Source organism: Exiguobacterium sp. SH5S13, assembly GCF_004337085.1.
Taxonomy (GTDB): domain Bacteria; phylum Bacillota; class Bacilli; order Exiguobacteriales; family Exiguobacteriaceae; genus Exiguobacterium; species Exiguobacterium aurantiacum_A.
Map to the genome: position 1 here is coordinate 1 of NZ_SJUS01000023.1, position 19,135 is coordinate 19,135.

At 55.9% G+C, this 19,135-nt stretch carries 17 protein-coding genes and 1 riboswitch; of the genes, 3 read left to right on the forward strand and 14 right to left on the reverse strand.

Annotated features, from left to right (window positions below; translation table 11 throughout):
• Positions 1–225: 225 nt before the first annotated feature.
• The 5 genes from rlmD to gatC all read right to left on the reverse strand — a co-directional run bounded on the left by rlmD (position 226) and on the right by gatC (position 5,937).
• A complete protein-coding gene (gene rlmD / locus EVJ30_RS11620; protein ID WP_131469201.1) occupies positions 226–1,590 on the reverse strand; it encodes a 23S rRNA (uracil(1939)-C(5))-methyltransferase RlmD in 1,365 nt (454 codons plus the stop codon).
• Positions 1,591–1,685: 95 nt separating this feature from the next.
• On the reverse strand, positions 1,686–2,687 hold the full coding sequence (locus tag EVJ30_RS11625) for a diacylglycerol kinase (RefSeq protein WP_070328599.1): 1,002 nt from the start codon (positions 2,685–2,687) through the stop codon (positions 1,686–1,688).
• A 62-nt stretch (positions 2,688–2,749) separates the two neighbouring features.
• Positions 2,750–4,180 carry an Asp-tRNA(Asn)/Glu-tRNA(Gln) amidotransferase subunit GatB gene (gatB, locus tag EVJ30_RS11630; RefSeq protein WP_131456559.1) on the reverse strand — a complete coding sequence of 477 codons (1,431 nt, stop codon included), beginning with the start codon at positions 4,178–4,180 and terminating at the stop codon, positions 2,750–2,752.
• 12 nt (positions 4,181–4,192) lie between these two features.
• Positions 4,193–5,635 carry an Asp-tRNA(Asn)/Glu-tRNA(Gln) amidotransferase subunit GatA gene (gene gatA, locus EVJ30_RS11635; protein ID WP_131469203.1) on the reverse strand — a complete coding sequence of 481 codons (1,443 nt, stop codon included), beginning with the start codon at positions 5,633–5,635 and terminating at the stop codon, positions 4,193–4,195.
• An 11-nt stretch (positions 5,636–5,646) separates the two neighbouring features.
• The gene (gatC, locus tag EVJ30_RS11640) at positions 5,647–5,937 is read right to left on the reverse strand and encodes an Asp-tRNA(Asn)/Glu-tRNA(Gln) amidotransferase subunit GatC (RefSeq protein ID WP_016509877.1); all 291 of its coding nucleotides are present in this window, start codon (positions 5,935–5,937) and stop codon (positions 5,647–5,649) included.
• A gap of 215 nt (positions 5,938–6,152) precedes the next feature.
• Here gatC and EVJ30_RS11645 point away from each other — a divergent pair, with 215 nt between their 5' ends.
• Complete coding sequence (locus EVJ30_RS11645) at positions 6,153–7,856, forward strand: methyl-accepting chemotaxis protein (protein WP_131469205.1); 1,704 nt, start codon at positions 6,153–6,155, stop codon at positions 7,854–7,856.
• A 37-nt stretch (positions 7,857–7,893) separates the two neighbouring features.
• On the opposite strand, the gene EVJ30_RS11650 is transcribed toward EVJ30_RS11645, so the two are convergent.
• From EVJ30_RS11650 to EVJ30_RS11660, 3 genes are all read right to left on the reverse strand, one after another.
• Positions 7,894–9,270, reverse strand: coding sequence for an alanine/glycine:cation symporter family protein (locus tag EVJ30_RS11650; protein WP_131469207.1), 1,377 nt, complete (start codon positions 9,268–9,270; stop codon positions 7,894–7,896).
• 239 nt (positions 9,271–9,509) lie between these two features.
• A complete protein-coding gene (gene bcp, locus EVJ30_RS11655; RefSeq protein WP_071398073.1) occupies positions 9,510–9,947 on the reverse strand; it encodes a thioredoxin-dependent thiol peroxidase in 438 nt (145 codons plus the stop codon).
• 12 nt (positions 9,948–9,959) lie between these two features.
• Entirely contained in the window at positions 9,960–10,763 is an 804-nt protein-coding gene (locus EVJ30_RS11660) for a hypothetical protein (RefSeq protein ID WP_131469209.1), read from the reverse strand.
• Between the two features lie 170 nt (positions 10,764–10,933).
• On the opposite strand from EVJ30_RS11660, the gene pruA reads away from it, so the two are divergent.
• Positions 10,934–12,478 (forward strand): L-glutamate gamma-semialdehyde dehydrogenase, encoded by a 1,545-nt coding sequence (gene pruA / locus EVJ30_RS11665; RefSeq protein ID WP_131469211.1) that lies wholly within the window; start codon positions 10,934–10,936, stop codon positions 12,476–12,478.
• Positions 12,479–12,529: 51 nt separating this feature from the next.
• On the opposite strand, the gene EVJ30_RS11670 is transcribed toward pruA, so the two are convergent.
• From EVJ30_RS11670 to EVJ30_RS11695, 6 genes are all read right to left on the reverse strand, one after another.
• The gene (locus EVJ30_RS11670) at positions 12,530–13,345 is read right to left on the reverse strand and encodes a ZIP family metal transporter (RefSeq protein ID WP_131456547.1); all 816 of its coding nucleotides are present in this window, start codon (positions 13,343–13,345) and stop codon (positions 12,530–12,532) included.
• A gap of 128 nt (positions 13,346–13,473) precedes the next feature.
• Complete coding sequence (gene ribH, locus EVJ30_RS11675) at positions 13,474–13,938, reverse strand: 6,7-dimethyl-8-ribityllumazine synthase (protein WP_070328590.1); 465 nt, start codon at positions 13,936–13,938, stop codon at positions 13,474–13,476.
• The gene (locus tag EVJ30_RS11680; RefSeq protein WP_070328589.1) at positions 13,938–15,119 is read right to left on the reverse strand and encodes a bifunctional 3,4-dihydroxy-2-butanone-4-phosphate synthase/GTP cyclohydrolase II; all 1,182 of its coding nucleotides are present in this window, start codon (positions 15,117–15,119) and stop codon (positions 13,938–13,940) included. Before EVJ30_RS11680 ends, ribH begins: the two co-directional genes overlap by 1 nt.
• Complete coding sequence (gene ribE / locus EVJ30_RS11685; protein WP_070328588.1) at positions 15,119–15,760, reverse strand: riboflavin synthase; 642 nt, start codon at positions 15,758–15,760, stop codon at positions 15,119–15,121. The genes EVJ30_RS11680 and ribE overlap by 1 nt, the downstream gene beginning before the upstream one ends.
• On the reverse strand, positions 15,741–16,823 hold the full coding sequence (gene ribD, locus EVJ30_RS11690) for a bifunctional diaminohydroxyphosphoribosylaminopyrimidine deaminase/5-amino-6-(5-phosphoribosylamino)uracil reductase RibD (protein WP_131469213.1): 1,083 nt from the start codon (positions 16,821–16,823) through the stop codon (positions 15,741–15,743). Before ribD ends, ribE begins: the two co-directional genes overlap by 20 nt.
• 149 nt (positions 16,824–16,972) lie before the next feature.
• Positions 16,973–17,115: riboswitch (FMN riboswitch) on the reverse strand.
• A 92-nt stretch (positions 17,116–17,207) separates the two neighbouring features.
• Complete coding sequence (locus EVJ30_RS11695) at positions 17,208–18,020, reverse strand: undecaprenyl-diphosphate phosphatase (RefSeq protein ID WP_131469215.1); 813 nt, start codon at positions 18,018–18,020, stop codon at positions 17,208–17,210.
• A gap of 451 nt (positions 18,021–18,471) precedes the next feature.
• Between EVJ30_RS11695 and EVJ30_RS11700 the strand changes: the two genes are divergently transcribed.
• Positions 18,472–19,113, forward strand: a complete 642-nt coding sequence (locus tag EVJ30_RS11700) for a homing endonuclease associated repeat-containing protein (protein WP_236634064.1) — start codon at positions 18,472–18,474, stop codon at positions 19,111–19,113.
• Positions 19,114–19,135 lie beyond the last annotated feature (22 nt).

Here is a 19,135-nt window from a genome sequence, read left to right on the forward strand (position 1 = left end):
AAATGATTTTACTCATGGTTGTTTCTCCCGTCTGAATGAATAGGTTCATTATAGCGATTCGTGCGCATACGAAAAACCCCGAATGGGTCACTTATTTCAAGTGTCCTTCATTCGGGGTTCAGTTCAAAATGAGTGGCCGGCCTATGTTCTTTTTCGTTGTAGGTGAACGGATGCGCACGTAAAAAAGGATAGACGCCCTTGGCATCTATCCTTTGATTGAGTCACTTATTCCGAAATTTTCTCCATCCACGCCACCGTCTCGACATGCGCCGTATGCGGGAACATGTCGACCGGTGTCACTTCGACTAATTCGTAGCCGCGGTCGGCGAGGTAACGCATATCGCGCGCTTGTGTCGCAACGTTACACGATACGTAGACGATCCGTTTCGGACTCATCTCGACCATCGTCTCGAGGAACGACTCGGCGCAGCCTTTGCGCGGTGGGTCGACGACGATGACGTCCGGATCGATGCCGTCTTGCTTCCACTTCGGAAGGACGTCTTCGGCCGCGCCACAGGCGTACGTCACGTTATCGATCTCGTTGACGAGCGCGTTCTGTTTCGCGTCCTCGATCGCTTCCGGCACGACTTCGACGCCATACACGTGCGCCGCTTTCCGGGCGAGGAACAGACTGATCGTACCGATGCCGCAATAGGCGTCGACGACTTGTTCCGTGCCGGTCAACTGCGCGTATTCGAGCGCCTTGCCGTACAGCTTCTCCGTCTGGACCGGGTTGACTTGGAAGAACGAGTGCGGGGAAATCGTGAACGTCAGTCCACCGATCTTGTCCTCGATCGTCTCGTGCCCGTATAAGAGTTTGTTCGTCGCCCCTAAGATGACGTTCGTCTTGTCCGGGTTGACGTTTTGCATGATCGACGTCACGTCCGGCAGACGTTTCAAAATGTCGGCGACGATCTCGTTGACCCCTTTGATTTTTGTCGTCTTCGTGATGAGGACGATCATCAGTTCACCCGAGTGGTAGCCGTAACGGGCCATAACGTGGCGGATGACGCCGCGTCCTGTCTTCTCGTCATAGGCCGGCACACCGTGCGCCGCGAGCACGTCGCGGACGACTTGGACGGCCTCATCGTTCCGCTCGTCTTGGATGAGACATTCCTTCATCTCAACGATGTCGTGCGAGCGTGGGCGATAGAACCCGGCGACGAGACGATCTCCTTCTTGCTTGAACGGCACTTGCGCCTTGTTGCGGTAACGCCACGGTTCCGGCATCCCGATCGTCTCGTGGACCGGGACGTCAAACTGGCCGAGCCGCTGGAGCGCCTCGACGACGCGGTCCCGTTTTTGGCGAAGTTGTCCCTCATAGCTGAAGTGTTGGAGCTGACAGCCCCCACATTGATAAAAGATCGGGCACGGCGGTTCAACCCGGTCCGCGCTCGCTTGTTTCACTTCGATCAGCCGGGCGAAGCCGTACTGTTTGTTCGTCTTCGTCACGACGATCTCGACCGTCTCACCCGGGAGCGCGTTCGGCACGAACAACGTATAACCGTCGACGCGTGCCACGCCTGCCCCCTCGTGTGTGAGGTCATGGATGTGGACGTCGAGACGGTCGTTTTTAGTTACTGGTAGCATGAGTCTCTCCTTTCCCGATTCGAGAAGTACGTATTGGTTCATTACCCGTTCAGAGGCCAATGAAAAGCTCGGCGTGAGCGCCACGCCGAGCCGACTTATTCTGCTTTCTCATTCGACACGTTGAACAATTGCTTGATCATCTGTTCGCGTTCATATTGTGCGTTCAACTCTTCCATCTCGCGGATGCGCGCGTTCGGTGCGAGCACCGTCAAGTGGCGGAACAAGTTCCGCATCTCACCCGTGCATTCGCCGCCGTACTCGCCGTCGATGTTGAGACTCATCCGTTCCGTCGTCGTCTTCATCTTGACGTGTCCCGTCTTGACGTGTTCGACGAGCGGGCTCGACAAGTGCTCACCCCGGAGCAACAAGCGGACGACGTGGATGAACTCGAACAAGTTACATTTCCGTAAGATGAACAAGTCGAACAAGCCGTCATTGAGTGACGCGTGTGGCGAGATCTTCTCGAAGCCGCCGACCGAGTTCGAGTTCGACGTGAGGAAGATCATCACTTCCCCGCTGAACGTCCCTTCGTCATGTTCGAGCTCGATATACGTCGGTTTGATGAGCGGCAGCTTCTCCATTCCTTTGACGTAATAGGCGAGCTGGCCGAGCGCCGTCTTCAACTTCGACGGCACTTCGTACGACAGCTCGGTCATGATGCCGCCGCCGGCGATATTGATGAAGTAGTGGATATCTCCCGCCTCGCCTTCGATCTCCCCGAGGTCGACCGGCATCTCGAAGCCGTCACAGATGACGTCGAGGGCGCCGACGACGCTCAAAGGGATCCGCATCGCCCGGGCGAAATCGTTCGTCGTTCCGACCGGGATGAGCCCGATCGTCGGACGTTCATCGAGCGGAGCGAGTCCCGAGATGACCTCGTTCAACGTCCCGTCCCCGCCGGCCGCGACGATCAAGTCGAACTCGGCCGCTGCGGCCCGCTCGGCTTCGAGTGTCGCGTCACCGATCGCTTTCGTCGCGTACGTCGACGTCTCATAACCCGCATCCTCGAGGCGGTTCAAGATATACGGGAGCTCCCGTTTGATCACTTCTTTTCCAGATGTCGGGTTATAGATGACCCGTGCGCGTTTTCGTTGCATATCGTTTCTCTCCCCTATGCTCATTTCGAGCGAAAAGCGAGACACAAGTGCCTCGCTGCTGCTTAACGTTTCGCGATCTCTTCGTGGAACAAGCCATCGAGGAGCGCCGGGTTCGCCATCCCTTTCGTCTGCTTCATGATTTGCCCGATGATGAAGCCTTTGGCACGGTCTTTCCCGTTTTTAAAGTCTTCGATCATCTGCGGATGCGCTTCGAATAAGTCGAGGATGTAGCCGCGCAGTAAGTTCTCGTCCGAAATTTGGGCGAGACCGTTCGCTTCGACGTACGCCTTCGGTTCGGCGCCTTCCTCGATCATGGCCGTGAACACGCGTTTCGCGATCTTCGAAGAAATTGTACCTTCTCCGATCAAACGAATCAACTCCGCGAGCGAGCTCGGCGTCAACTTCATCGTTTCGACCGTCTCGTTCGACTTGTTCAAGTGGCCGAGCACTTCGCCCATGAGCCAGTTCGCGGCAGCTTTCGGTTCGGCACCGGCCGCTGTCGTCGCTTCAAAGAAGTCCGAGAACTCGCGCGTCGACGTGAGCGCCTTGGCGTCATAAGCCGACAGGCCATAGTTGTTCATGTAACGTTCGCGACGTTCGACCGGAAGTTCCGGAAGCGTCTTGCGAATGCGTTCCTTCCATTCCTCGTCGATCTCGAGACGGACGAGGTCCGGCTCTGGGAAGTAGCGGTAATCGGCCGCCCCTTCCTTGACACGCATGAGGATCGTCTTCTTCGCCGCCTCATCGAAACGGAGCGTCTCTTGACGCATGACGCCGCCCATGATGAGGAGTTTACGATGACGCTCTTCCTCATAATCGAGCGCCTTCAAGACGTTCGAGAACGAGTTCAAGTTTTTGAGCTCCGTCTTCGTGCCGAACGGCTCTTGACCGAACGGACGGACCGAGATGTTACAGTCGCAACGGAGCGACCCTTCTTCCATCTTGACGTCCGAGACACCCGCGAACGAGAGCACTTCTTTCAAGCGTTCGAGGTAAGCGACCGCGTCTTTCGGTGACCGCATGTCGGCCTCACTGACGATCTCGATGAGTGGTGAGCCGGTCCGGTTGAAGTCGACGACCGAATGTTTCTCGCCCGTATGGTTCATCTTCCCAGCATCTTCCTCGAGATGGACCCGCTCGATGCGGAACCGTTTCATCTCGCCATCGACTTCGACGTCGACGTGGCCGTTAAAGCCGATCGGTTGGTCGAACTGCGAGATCTGGTACGCTTTCGGCGTATCCGGATAGAAATAGTTTTTGCGGTCGAACTTCGTATCGGTCGCGATTTCACAGTTGAGTGCCATCGCGGCCTTGATGGCGAGGTTGACCGCCTCTTCGTTCAATTTCGGCAAAACGCCCGGGTGTCCGAGACAGATCGGACACGTTTGCGTATTCGTTTCGGCACCGTACGTGCGCGAGCAGCCACACCAAATCTTCGACTTCGTGCTCAGCTCGGCGTGCACCTCGATCCCGATGATCGTTTCAAAGTTCATCGTACGTCCTCCTTAGAGCTGTGGCATTTTGAAACCGCCGTTTGCTTGTTCAAAAGCATGGGCCACGCGGTAGAGTGTTGGTTCGCTGAAGTGGTTCCCGATGATCTGCAGACCGACCGGGAGGCCGTCTGAGAGACCGGCCGGCACCGAGATGGCTGGTACGCCAGCCAAGTTGACCGGGATTGTCATAATGTCGTTGGCGTACATTGTGAGCGGATCTTCGAGTTGTTCGCCGAGCTTGAACGCCGTCGTCGGCGCCGTCGGTCCGATGATCGCGTCATAGTTCTCGAACACGCGCGCGAAGTCTTGCTTCATGAGTGTACGCACCTGTTGTGACTTCTTGTAGAACGCATCGTAATAACCTGAGCTTAACGCGTACGTCCCGAGCATGATGCGGCGTTTCACTTCTTCGCCGAACCCTTGCTCGCGTGAATACGTGAACACTTCTTCGAGCGCATCGGCCTCGGCGCGACGTCCATAACGGATGCCGTCGAAACGGGCGAGGTTCGAAGACGCCTCAGATGAAGCGAGTAAGTAGTAAGTCGGGAGCGCGTATTTCACGGTCGGGAGCGATACCGTCTCAACGGTCGCACCGAGCGACTTGAGCGTCTCGACCGCTTGTTCGATCTGTTTGCGGACACCGTCTGATACACCTTCTGCCATGAACTCTTGCGGCAGGGCGAACTTCATGCCTTTAATGTCGCCATGAAGTGATGTCGTATAGTCCGGAAGGTCGACTGTCGCCGATGTCGAGTCCATGTCGCAATGACCTGAGATGACGTTCAACAAATAGGCGTTGTCTTCGACCGAGCGCGTGAGCGGACCGATCTGGTCGAGTGACGAGGCGAAGGCGACGAGGCCGTAACGTGAGACGAGGCCGTACGTCGGTTTCATCCCGACGACGCCACAGTAGGCCGCCGGTTGGCGAATCGAGCCACCCGTATCCGAACCGAGGCTGAACAGTACTTGTCCGGCTGCGACCGTCGCGGCCGAACCGCCTGACGAGCCGCCTGGTACGCGCGTCGTGTCCCACGGGTTACGGACGACTTTGAACGCCGAGTTCTCGTTCGATGAACCCATCGCGAACTCGTCCATGTTCAACTTCCCGATCGTGACGGCACCGGCGTCGTGAAGACGCTCGACGACCGTCGCGTCATGGGCCGGGACGAAGTTCTCAAGGAACTTCGAGGCACACGTCGTGCGTGTCCCTTTCGTGACGATGTTGTCTTTGACGCCGATCGGCAACCCGAAGAGCGGGTTGTCCGCTGTCTTGGCGAGGTCGTCCATCCGTTTCGCTTGCTCGAACGCGTCCTCGTTCAACGTGAGAAAAGCACCGATTTTGTCATCGGTCGCCTCGATGCGGTCAAATGATTCTTTGACGAGGTCCGTTACCGTGACCTCACCTTCTTTTAATAAGGTATGTAGCTTGGCTACACCGTGATCGAATAGTGTCATGAAGGGCCTCCTTACTCAAAGACGGCTGGGACGCGGACTTGACCGTTCTCCCAATCAGGCGCCATCCGTTCGACTTCCTCGCGAGGAAGTGACGGGCGGACCTCATCTTTGCGCATTACGTTTTTCAAATCTAGGGCATGGGTCGTCGGGATGACGCCCGTTGTATCGAGTTCATCGAGTTGCTCGGCGAACTCGAGGATTTTTGTCAATTGCTCCGTGAAGTGCGTCACTTCATCTTCCGTGATCGCAAGTCGGGCGAGTCCGGCAACGTGCCGAACTTCAGCTTCAGTGATTCGAGCCAAAGGTTCCACCTCCAACAGTTTTCAATACATCGTTCATTATCATACCACTTTTCCATAAGACAAAAAAGAAAATCCAATCCGGTCAAAGATGACCATTTTTTGAAAGTTAGGGAATCGCGCTAGAATATTGACTCGTTTCAAAAAACAGCTATACGGTACACGGGCAATTCTCATTATGCTAAGAGAGTAGCAAACATTTTCTGAGGGGGATCACTATGTCAATCCGTAACAAATTGATCGTCGCCTTCACCGTCCTGTTAGTCTTATTACTCGGTGTGAGCGGCTATTCATTCTATGCGTTGAACGCCTCGAAGGCAGCCCAACAAGACATGAACGTCTCTTGGGTGCCCGGCATGGACCAAATTCATCAAATCGACAAGCAGTTGCTCGAGATTCGTCAGCATATGATGCGCCACGCTCTAGTCGAGGACGAGGTGACAAAGCAAAATGTCGAGCTCAGCATTGAGACGGGCGTCACGATTTTAAAACAACAGATGACCGGCTATGAGTCGACGATCATCAACAAGACCGACCGTGAACTGTTCGATCAGGCGACGGCACAATGGACGACGTTCCAGTCAAACATTGAGGAATTGATTCGTATCTCGAATGAAGAAGGACAAGCCGCGGCCGACGCCTACATCCGAGACACGGCCACGCCGAGCGTCGACGCGTTATCGAATACGCTCGGCCTCCTCGTCAACTTGAACCGTGATGGGATTCGTTCTGACACCGAGGCTGGTGAAGCGTTGTTTGCACAAGTCCAACTCACGCTCATCGTCATCATGATCGCCGCCATCGTCTTCACCGTACTCATGATGGTGTTCATCTTCCGCTCGATTTTCGAACCATTGAACGAGTTCAAAGTGAAAATGCGCGAACTCGCCACGAGCCAAGGCGATTTGACGACGTCGATCCCGGTGAAGCGACGTGATGAGTTCTCCGGGCTCGCGCGCGACTTCAACCAATTCATCGCCAACCTGCGCCAGCTCATTTTGCAAGTGAACGGCGTCTCACGCGGGGTGACCGAGCAATCCACTCGCATGTACGACGAATTGAAAGCGCTTAATACGTATATGACGACGACCGCCGCAACGACCGAGGACTTGACGGCCGGCATGCAACAGACCGCGGCGAGCGCCCAGGAAATGAACGCCTCCGCGTCGGATATGGAACGGACGCTCCATCAGATTGTAACGATGGCGGCCGAACGAAAAGTCGAGGCGGAGCAAGTCGATGCCCGGGCCATGGCGCTCCGCAGCCACGCCATCGAAGCGAAGGCGTCAGCGATCGACGTCTTGTCCTCGACACGGCACAATCTCGAACGGGCCATGCATGACGCCAAAGCCGTTCGCGAGATCGCGACGCTCACGAACGATATTTTAGACATCGCGGCGCAGACGAACCTGTTATCGCTCAACGCCTCGATCGAAGCGGCACGGGCCGGTGAGGCGGGACGCGGGTTCGCCGTCGTCGCCGACGAGATCCGTAAACTCGCCGAGACGAGCCGGACGACCGTCGAACGGATCCAAGCGATCTCGACGACCGTGCTCCATTCGGTCGACCATTTGAACGAGACGTCGAGCGAGATGCTCGGTTTCCTCGATACGAACGTATTGAAAGATTACGACCAGCTCGAAGACGCGGCCGAACGCTACAGCGAAGACGCCGGGCGCTTTGAGGCGACAGCCTCTGAATTCGCCGAAGCGGCCATCGAACTCGAACAATTGACGTCCGGTATGATCGGCGTCATTCAAGACGTCGCCGTGACGGTCAATAACGGGGCGCTCGGTACGCAAGACATCGCCGAGAAAGTGACGCTGTCGGTCGACCGGTTCAGTGAGTTGAACCGTGTCACCGAAGCGTCGCAACGGAAGATGGACGAGTTGAGCGAGTTGATCGGCCAGTTCAAAGTGTAAACAAAAGGACGCACTCCCTCGGGAATGCGTCCTTTTGTCATGCGGCCGACTGTTGCCGCTCTTTCCGTATCTCAAGTTCGAACCGCTTCGTCTCGGCGACGACAACACCCGACAAGAACAAGAGCCCAATCAAGTTCGGAATCGCCATCAGACCGTTGAAGACGTCGGAGACGGCCCAAATCAAGTTCAAGTTCGTCGTCATCGCACCGAGTCCGGCGACGACAATGTACACCATCCGGTACGGGACGATCGCCCGCTCCCCGAGCAGGTAATGGACCGATCGTTCCCCGTAATAACACCAGCCGATCACGGTCGAGAAGGCGAAGAAGACGAGCGAGATCGTGACGATGAGTTCACCGATCGGGCCGAGGAAGTAAGCAAACGACGCTTGCGTCAGCTCGATGCCTTGCAGCCCTTCCGTATACTGACCGCCCATGACGATCGTCAGCCCGGTGATCGAACAGACGATGAGCGTGTCGATCAACACTTGTGTCATCGAGATGAGCGCTTGCCGTCCCGGGAAATCTGTCTTCGCGGCCGCGGCCGCAATTGGTGCTGAGCCGAGACCAGCCTCGTTCGAGAATACGCCGCGCGCGACCCCGTAACGGATCGCGGCACCGAGCGCCCCGCCGCCGATTGCTTCGGCACTGAACGTACTCGAGAAGATCGTCGCGAGTGCGGACGGGATCAAGTCGAAGTTTATGACTAAAATGGCGAGCCCGGCCCCGACGTAAGCGAAAATCATGACCGGGACGAAAATCCCGACGACTTTCCCGATCGATTTGACGCCACCGAGGATGACGAACCCCGTCAGGACCATCATGATGATACCGGTCGCGACCATCGGGACACCGAACGACGTGTTCAGCGCTAAACTGATCGAGTTCGTCTGGACGCCATTGCCGATGCCGAACGCGGCGATCGAGGCGAACAAGGCGAACGTCATGCCGAGCCAACGTTTTTTAAGCCCGTGTTCTAAATAGTACATCGGGCCGCCGGCAACCTCGCCCCGTTCATCGACGGTACGATACTTGACGGCAAGGATCGCCTCGGCGTATTTTGTCGCCATGCCGATGAAGCCACTCAGCCACATCCAGACGATCGCACCCGGTCCTCCGAGGACGATCGCGGTCGCGACCCCGACCATGTTGCCGGTACCGACCGTCGCCGCGAGCGCCGTCATGAGCGCTTGGAAGTGGGAGATGTCCCCACGTTGCCGTTTTCGTTTTTCGGCTTCCGCCCCACTCTGCTTTTTCGGGATGAACGCTTCTTTCAAGCCGAACCCGAGCCGTGTCACTTGGATGAATCCGAGCCGGAACGTCAAGAAGATGCCCGTCCCGATCAATAGTATGAGCAAGTGTGGTCCCCAGACGAGGTTCGATAGACTCGTCACCCAACTTTCAAACTGCTTCACGTGATGTTCCCCCTATGTATGTATTCGCTTGACTACTGGTTTATATTTTTCAGAACATTCTCAACTTCGTCAAGTTGACGCGGGGTGAAATCATACCGATTCCGCGTAATGTTTTTGTAATATATCTGTTCAACACTCGGTTTTATCCTGTTTCCGACTTTAGTATTTGAAATAAAAATGTAACGATTCAATTCAGCAAAAAACCGACTTCCTCTATCAGGAAATCGGCTGGGTCTTGCTTATTTGGCGAGCGCCGCGACGACTTCGTCGACGTGACCGTTCACTTTGACACTGCGCCACTCCTCTTCGATATAGCCGTCCTCGTTGATGAGGAACGTCGAGCGGACGATGCCGTAATACTCCTTGCCGTAATTCTTCTTCAGCTGCCAGACGCCGTATAGCTCTGACACTTCATGCGTGTCGTCGACGAGCAAGTCGAACGGCAAATCGTTCTTCTCGATAAAGTTTTGATGCTTCTTCTGGCTGTCGGCCGAGATGCCGATGACGACGGCCCCGCTCATCTTCGGTGCGGCGTCACGGAAATCGCACGCCTCGGTCGTACAGCCCGGCGTCGCGTCTCTCGGGTAAAAATAGAGGACGACTTTCTGGCCGCGATAGTCTTCGAGTGCGACCATGTCCCCGTTTTGGTTCGGTAGTGTAAATGTTGGTGCTAGCATCTGATTTCCTCCTTATCCGAACGACGGGTCGACGAGCTGTTCGTCATATCCGTCGATCGCTTGTTCTAGTTTTTGTTTGAGCGGGTCGAGCACTTCGAGATAGTCGACCGGGTCTTCCGTCGCGGCCGCATCGCGGAGCGCGGCCTCGTTATCGATATACCACGTCTGGTACGCTTTAAAGTAATCGGTCATGATCGCTTGGTTTTCCGGGACGGTGAGCGTCTCTGACATGAGCAGGAAAACGTTATTGTCCGCCTCGAGCGCGACATAGTCCGTCTGGGCGTTGACCCGGTCGTAAATCGGTCCGGCCTCATCTTCCGGCACGTCGGCGAGACGGGCGTTCGCTTCAGCGTTCACCCCGTACTCGCTCGCTTCAATCCCCGTCAACAACTCCCCGACCTCACCGATCACGTCAGCCGGGACCAAGGCTGGTGTGACGACGAGCGACCAATCGTCGCCTTCCTTGATCGCGACTTTGGCGAGCCGGTTCGGCAGTTCGTTCCCGTCACCATCCTCCATCTCATGGACGATATAGGCGACGTCCTCGTCCTCGTTCACCCAACTCTCGACGATGTCACCTGGCGTCAGGTCACGCGTCACGGCACCTGTCGCCGGGATGTCGGTCCGGGCAGCAGCGTAGTCGATGTCCGCGAGCGCCTCGGCGTCTCCGTCACGGAGCGCTTGTTGATACGATTCATACACTGTCTCGACCTCGTCCGGGAGCGGTCGTTTCGTCTCTTCGACCGGTGCTGCCTCTTCATTCCCGCAAGCGCCGAGCATGAGTGTGAGCGCCAGCGGCAACATCCATTTTCTCATCCAATCATTCCTTCCTCGATCGATCTCTTTTCACCATCCTACCACGACTGAATTTAGAGCGGAAACGACACGCTTTTCCGGAAAATTGTTTCACTAGGATTTCATGAAGAATTCCGATACAATACAGACGTAAGCGCTTAACTGCATAATCACTTTAAGGGGGAACGAGAATGATTCCATACAAACATGAACCATTCACAGACTTTACAAACAAAGAGAACGCTGCCTTGATTCAAGCGGCGATCGAGAAAGTGAACGGGGAGCTTGGTCAGGACTATCCGCTCGTGATCGGTGGGGAAAAAGTGACGACGGAAGGTAAGATCACGTCTTACAACCCGGCCAATAAAGACGAAGTCATCGGACACGTCTCGAAAGCGAACCAAGAACTCGCGGAACGTGCGATGCAAGAAGCGCTCAAAGCGTTCGACACGTGGCGTCACGTCGACCCGTCTGTCCGTGCCGACGTCTTGTTCAAAGCGGCGAACATCGTCCGTAAACGGAAGCACGAGTTCTCGGCCTACCTCGTCAAAGAAGCGGGCAAGCCTTGGAACGAAGCGGACGCGGACACGGCGGAAGCGATCGACTTCATGGAGTACTATGCGCGTCAAATGCTCGAACTCAAACCTGGTAAGAAAGTCGAGAGTCGCCCGGGCGAGTACAACCGCTATGACTACATCCCACTCGGGGTCGGGATCATTATCAGCCCATGGAACTTCCCGTTCGCGATCATGGCAGGGACGGCCGTCGCGGCCATCGTCGCCGGTAACACGATCCTCTTGAAGCCAGCTTCGACGACACCGATCGTCGCGGCGAAATTCGTTGAGGTCATGGAAGAAGCGGGTCTCCCGAAAGGCGTCCTCAACTTCATCCCGGGACCGGGCGCTGAAGTCGGCGACTACCTCGTCGACCATCCGAAGACGCGCTTCATCAGCTTCACTGGTTCACGCGACGTGGGTCTGCGCATCAACGAGCGCGCCTCGAAGTTGAACGACGGCCAAATCTGGCTCAAACGTGTCATCGCCGAGATGGGCGGAAAAGACACGATCGTCGTCGACGAATCAGCGGACCTCGAACTCGCGGCCCAGTCGATCGTCAAATCGTCGTTCGGCTTCTCGGGACAAAAATGTTCAGCTTGTTCACGCGCCGTCATCGTCGACAGCGTGTATGACACGGTGCTCGACCGCGTCGTCGAATTGACGAACGAACTGTCAGTCGGAAACACCGAGCAGAACGAACACTTCATGGGACCGGTCATCGATGCGGCCGCGTTCAAGAAGATCACGTCGTACTTCGACGTCGCGAAAGAAGAAGGACGCATCGTCACGGGCGGTAAAGCGGACGACTCGACCGGCTACTTCATCGAGCCGACGGTCGTCGCCGACGTGGCACCGAAAGCACGTCTCATGCAAGAAGAGATCTTCGGGCCGATCGTCGCCTTCACGAAAGCGAAAGACTTCAAAGAAGCGATCGACATCGCCAACAACACCGAGTACGGCTTGACGGGCGCGGTGCTGACGCGTGACCGCTCGAACCAAGAATACGCACGCCAAAACTTCCATGTCGGCAACTTGTACTTCAACCGTGGTTGCACAGGCGCCATCGTCGGCTATCAGCCGTTCGGCGGCTTCAACATGTCAGGGACCGATTCAAAAGCAGGCGGGCCGGATTACATCCAGCTCCACATGCAAGCGAAAACGACGTCAGAGACGTTTTAATCCAGGGAGGCACGACGGGACAGCCCGTCGTGCCTTTTTTCTGTGTCGGCCTCACCCTAACGCCACGTCTAAAATCATCATGACGGTAAATCCAAGCATCAAGGCGATCGATGCCAAGTCCTTATGGCCATTCTCTTGCGACCCCGGGATGACTTCTTCGACGACGACAAAAATCATGGCCCCGGCGGCAAAGCTCAATGCGAACGGCAGTAGCGGCTCCATGACAAACACCGCCCAAACGCCGAATAAGGCGGCGACCGGCTCGACGACGGCCGACAGCTGTCCGTAGAAAAAACTCTTTCGTCGTGACATCCCGTCCCGCCTTAACGGCAGCGCCACCGCCACGCCTTCTGGAAAGTTTTGAATCCCGATCCCGATCGCGAGGGCGATGGCACCCGTCAACGAGGCCGATGGAAAGTCAGCCGCGACCGCCCCGAACGCGACCCCGATCGCTAGCCCTTCCGGTATGTTGTGCAACGTGATCGCTAAGACGAGCAACGTGCTGCGCTTTCGTTTGAACGGGCCGATTCCTTCCGCCTCACTGAGCGGGGAAGTCGGGTGCAAGTGCGGAATCAGTTGATCGATGCCCCATAAAAAGAATCCGCCCAATAAAAAGCCGACTGTGGCCGGCAACCAGGCCGGCCAAGCGTCCTGTCCTGCCATCTCGATCGCCGGCGCGAGCAACGACCAAAAACTGGCGGCAATCATCACCCCGCCGGCAAATCCGAGCATCCCGTCCATCAGCCGTTGATTGATCGATTTCGTCGTGAACACGACAGCCGCCCCGAGCGCCGTCATGCCCCATGTGAACAACGTCCCGAGCAAGGCTTGCATGGCCGGACTCAGTTGAGCCACCCCGTCCCACATCGCCATCGCCTCCCCTTAAGCTTTGTATGCGCACCCTATTCTTTTCCCGTCGTCCCCGCGTCGCTAATCTCAATTTGCACAATCAAAAAAGAGGAGAGCGACGTCGCTCTCCTCCGTTATAGTCCTACTTAAAATGTGCGCATCAAGTTCGCCATCTCGATCGCCGCCGTCGCTGCTTCCCAGCCTTTGTTCCCGGCTTTCGTGCCGGCCCGCTCGATCGCTTGTTCGATCGTCTCGGTCGTCAAGACACCGAAGATGACCGGCACTTCCGACTGGTAGCTCGCTTGGGCGACACCTTTTGCCGCTTCGCTGCAGACGTAGTCGAAGTGCGGCGTCGCCCCACGGATGACTGCGCCGAGCGTGATGACGGCGTCATACTTCTTGCTCATCGCCATTTTTTTAGCGACGAGTGGGAGTTCGAACGCGCCCGGGACGAACGCGATCTCGACGTCGTCTTGCTCGATGCCGTGGCGCTTCAACGCATCCTTCGCCCCGTCGAGCAAGCGCATCGTGATCAAATCGTTGAACCGTCCGACGACGATCCCGATTTTCAAGCCTTTACCAACCAAGTTACCTTCAAATGTATGCAACATTATTCTTCTCCTCCAAAATGATTCATTTTTTGTTGTTTCGTCAAGCGATAGCGTTCATTCTCGGCGTGCTCCCCGACGATGATCGGGACGCGTTCGACGACGGTGATGCCGCACGCCTCCAAGGCATCGACTTTCTCTGGGTTGTTCGTCATGAGCCGCACGTTCGTGACGCCGAGGTCACGCAGCATGCCCGCGCTCACCCGGTAGTCACGCAAGTCGGTATGCAACCCGAGCGCGACGTTCGCCTCGACCGTGTCGAGCCCTTGCTCCTGCAGTTCATACGCCTTCAATTTATTCAGTAAGCCGATGCCGCGCCCTTCTTGGCGCATGTAGAGCACGACGCCGCCCTCTTCTTCAATTTTAGCGAGTGACGCATCAAGTTGCGGACCGCAGTCGCAGCGGTAAGAGCCGAACACGTCACCGGTCAGACATTCCGAATGGATGCGGACGAGCGGCGCATGTTCAAGTTCGCCTTTGATGAGCGCGACGTGCTCTTCGCGGTCAAGGACGTTTCGATAACCGATCAGGCGAAACGTCCCTTTTGCCGAGGGGAGATTGACGTCCGCCTCTCGTTCGACGAGGTCCGTCTCCATATAGCGGACGAGCTCCTCGATCGTGATGAATTTCAAATCGTGCCGTTCCGCGACGTGGACCAGGTCCGGTACTCGAGCCATCTCGCCGTCTTCACGGATGATTTCGCAAATGACGGCGACCGGCTCACTCCCTGACAGTCGGGCCAAATCGACCGACGCTTCGGTGTGGCCGCGCCGCACCGAGACGCCGCCTTTTTTCGCGATGAGCGGGAAGATGTGTCCCGGCCGTTGAAAATCGGCCGGACGCGCGTTCGCATTGGCCAGCTCGCGGACCGTGTGGGCCCGTTCGCTCGCCGAGATGCCCGTCGTCGAGTCGACATGGTCGACACTGACGGTGAACGCCGTCCCGTGTGGATCGGTGCTGTTGTCGACCATCGGCGACAAGTCGAGCCGGACGGCGACTTCTTCCGCCAGGGCGGCACAGACGAGCCCTTTCCCTTCCGTGATGAGGAAGTTCATCGTCTCGGCCGTCATCTTATCGGCGAGGACGACGAAGTCACCTTCGTTCTCCCGGTCCTCGTCATCGACGACGATGATCGGACGCCCCATTTTCAAATCTTCGATTGCTTGTTCGATTGTGTGAAACATCACCATCCCGCCTTTCCGTATCCCATCGACGCAAGTGATTCGAGCGTCATGTCTTTTTGATTCACTAGCTTTTCCATATATTTAGCCAACATATCGCATTCCAAATTGACCTTATCCCCAGCCTGCTTCATCCCGAGCACCGTCTCACTGTACGTGTGCGGGATGAGCGACAGCGTGAAGCCGCGTTCAGTGACCTCATACACCGTCAAGCTCGTCCCGTCGACCGAGATCGAACCTTTAGGGACGATGAAACGGAGCAACGACGGCTCGCAACTAATATCGATATAGACCGCGTTCGCGAGCGGACGTTTCTTGACGATGCGACCGACCCCGTCGACGTGTCCCGAGACGAAGTGACCGCCGAAGCGACCGTTCGCCGGCATCGCCCGCTCGAGGTTGACGTCCGTTCCAGGGCGGACCCCATCTAGACTGGACGCTTTGAGCGTCTCCGGCATGACGTCGACGGCAAAACTCGTTTGATCAAACGCCGTCACGGTCAGGCAAATCCCGTTCACCGAGATGCTGTCGCCGAGCTTCACGTCTTCTAACACGATCTTGCCCGCGAGCGTGAGCCGTAGCGACGGCCCGTTCCGCTTCACGGCTTTCACACTGCCGATTTCTTCAACGATTCCCGTGAACATCGGACTCCCCCTTTCTCATGACGAGCTTGATGTCGGTACCGACCGTCTCGACCGAGCCGATCGCGAAGCGCTCGATCGCATCTAACGGTCCGGCTTGGCTCGAGCGATAGATGCCTCGGTTCCCACCGAACACGCGCGGTGACTGATACATGACCCATTCGTCGACGTATCGTCCGTCAAAGAGTGACGTCACGAGCGTCGGTCCCGCCTCGATGAGCAAACGGCCGACGCCGCGACCATGCAAGTCACGAAGGACGTTGTCGAGTGTCGAATAGTCGGCAAGCTCGACACCGTTTTGAGCGAGCTCGGTCCGTTTCACTTCATCTCCAGACAGCGTATAGACGAGCACCGGCACGTCTTTCGCGCTCCGAACGAGCTGACTCGAGAGCGGTAAGCGGAGCTCGCGGTCGAGGACGACCCGAAGCGGCTGACGTGTCGGCGTGTCGAGCCGGACGGTCAAGGCCGGGTCGTCGGCGAGCACGGTCCCGATTCCAGTCAAGACGGCATCGACCGTCGCCCGTAGTTCGTGGACGTCACGCCTCGCTTCAGTCCCGGTCACCCACTGGCTCTCACCCGTGTCGAGTGCGACTTTCCCGTCTAGGCTCGTCGCCGTCTTCAATACGACGTACGGCCGTTTCGTCTCAAGCGAACGTAGGAACGCCGGATTGAGCGCACGGGCCTCGGCTTCGAGCAGACCGACTTCGACGTCGATCCCGGCCGCCTTCAAACGGGCGACACCTTTCCCTGCGACGAGCGGGTTCGGATCGTTCATCGCGATGACGGCGCGCTTGATGCCCGACTCGACGATCAAGTCGGCACACGGCGGCGTTTTCCCGTAGTGCGAGCACGGCTCGAGCGTGACGTAAATCGTCGCACCGTATGCGGACGCACCGGCCATGCGAATGGCGTGCACTTCGGCGTGCGGTTCACCGGCCTTCAAATGGGCACCGAATCCGACGACGCGACCATCTTTGACGACGACGGCCCCGACGAGCGGGTTCACACCGGTCTGTCCGGCAGCGGACTTGGCCAATTGGATTGCTTGTTGCATGTACTGTTGCATCGTTCTCCCTCCTTGTTTCGTACAGACAAAAAGACCCTAAGGATGTCCTTAGGGTCTCGGCGGGAGGTCTCAGTCGTCATTGGTCGAGCCAAATAAACGTTTTCTTTACAGAAAAACGTACGACGAAGCGCAGGTCACGAGGACCTGTCTTTTTCCTTCTCCCATCCAGACTATACTGTCGGCTCTAGAATCGCACTAGATCCACCGTTCGCACACGTGCGCCCGGGTCACGGACTTAAGGCTTGCGCCCATCACCGCCGGTTGGGAATTGCACCCGACCCCGAAGGAATATTTGTTTGTACTCCTTTACTTTAGCGCAAAAAAGAATCGAAGGCAAAAATAAAAGCGCAAAAAAAGCGCCACTCCGATGAGCAGCGCTTCCAATCAAGCCAAGAATAAGACGACGAGCAAACCGACGATCCAACAATAGAACGAGAAGTACTTGAGCTCACCCTTCGCCATGATGTGCTGGAACCATTTGAGCGAGATGGCCGTCAGCGCGTACGAGGCGATGAACGCCAAGACGAGCGGACCGAACAGATCGCGCGTCGTCGGATCGGTGAACAATACCGGCCCGTCCAAGATCATCGTCCCGAGACTGACCGGGATGAACAAGAAGAACGAGAATCGGAGCGCCGACTCTTGTTTAATGCCGAGCAACATCGCCATGACGATCGTGGCACCCGAGCGGCTGATCCCTGGGATAAGCGCGACCGCTTGGGCGAGACCGATCAAGATGGCGTCACGTAACGTGATACCGCCGTCACCTTTACTCCCGCGCATGTTGCGGATGAACCAAAGTGCGACCCCGGTCAAGATCAACGTATAGCCGACCGTCGCGACGCCGCTGAGCGTCTCACCGATCCAATCGCCGAATAACACGCCGAGCACGCCGGCCGGTAAGGTCGCGACGAGCAAGAGACCGATGAACTTGACGTCGATCATCGTATCCTCGCTGCGGTCTTTCTTAAATAAGAACGTCCACAGACTGACGACGAGCCGGACGACGTCTTGGCGATAAATCGTCAAGACGGCGAGGAGCGACGCAAAGTTGACGAAAATCTCGAACGACAGCCCCGGTAATTCGATATTGAATAACTCTTGGAAGATGACCAAATGACCGCTCGACGAGATCGGGATCGGTTCCGTGAACCCTTGGACGAGACCAAGCAGCAAGTAAAATAACCATATTGTCATATCATAATATCCTCTTTTCTCAAATTCGCTCAATGCGGATATTTTAGCAGAACCACGGTTTCATTGACCACCATTTAAAATTTTTTCGTATATTTTGAAAACTTTTATTGATTAGTCTGAAAATTAAATTTATTATAGAAGGGTACTCAACTGGACAACGGCGATGACCCCATTGTCCAGTTGGGTACATTTTCGTATGGAACTCATATAATTTACCAAAAATAAAACTTTTTGTTTACAAATGAATCCATATAATATTAAATTTGTAATATGCCTGTTACCTTTTTTTTAAATCTTTTATCCAACTTTATACCTACCGAGTCCCATTTTTAACATAAAAAACTTACAAAAGCGCTTATAAATCGTAAAAACTATCCGATAGTATGATTGTAGAAGCACTTTCGTCATCATTGTCGGTTCAGATATGAGTCCATGGAAGGAGGAACCATCATTGAGTCAAACGCTATCCACTAATACTCATCATTTATCAACCGAACAGCAACGCATGATTCACTGTATTCGTTTGCTCGGGGATTTATTAAAGGAACGTCCTCGTCGCTCTGTCTATCGTCGCTTCGCGATGGAGCAAAACTGGCCGTCTCCCGAATCGATCATTCGACAGTTCGGATCATGGGCCGAGGCACTTGCCATCGCCGGCTATGAATGGCATGGGGAAATCGCCGTTGATTTACCCGATAAAATGCCAAAATATACACGCGACGATATCGTCGAGACGCTTGCCCTCTATTCACGGGACATGGGTTCGATCATCACGCTGAAGAAGTATCAAGAATGGCGGAAACTACACCCGAAAGCACCGAGCCATTACCACATCGTCAAGACGTTCGGTTCGTGGCATGATGCCTGCGCCGAAGCCGGTCTTGAGGCGAGCGTGACTTACTCGAAGTCAGAGTTGTCGAACGCTCTTCGAGAAGCGATTCATGAGATGGGCTTCTCTCTTTCATTCGAGGCGTACCGAGAATGGGCAAAACGCAACAACAAGCCATCTACGAAAGCGATCTTGCATCGTTACGGGTCTTGGTCCGCTGCCATCCATGCGGTCGAGTCCGATATATTCAGCCAGAAATCATAATCATTCATTCAAAAAGGAGAAC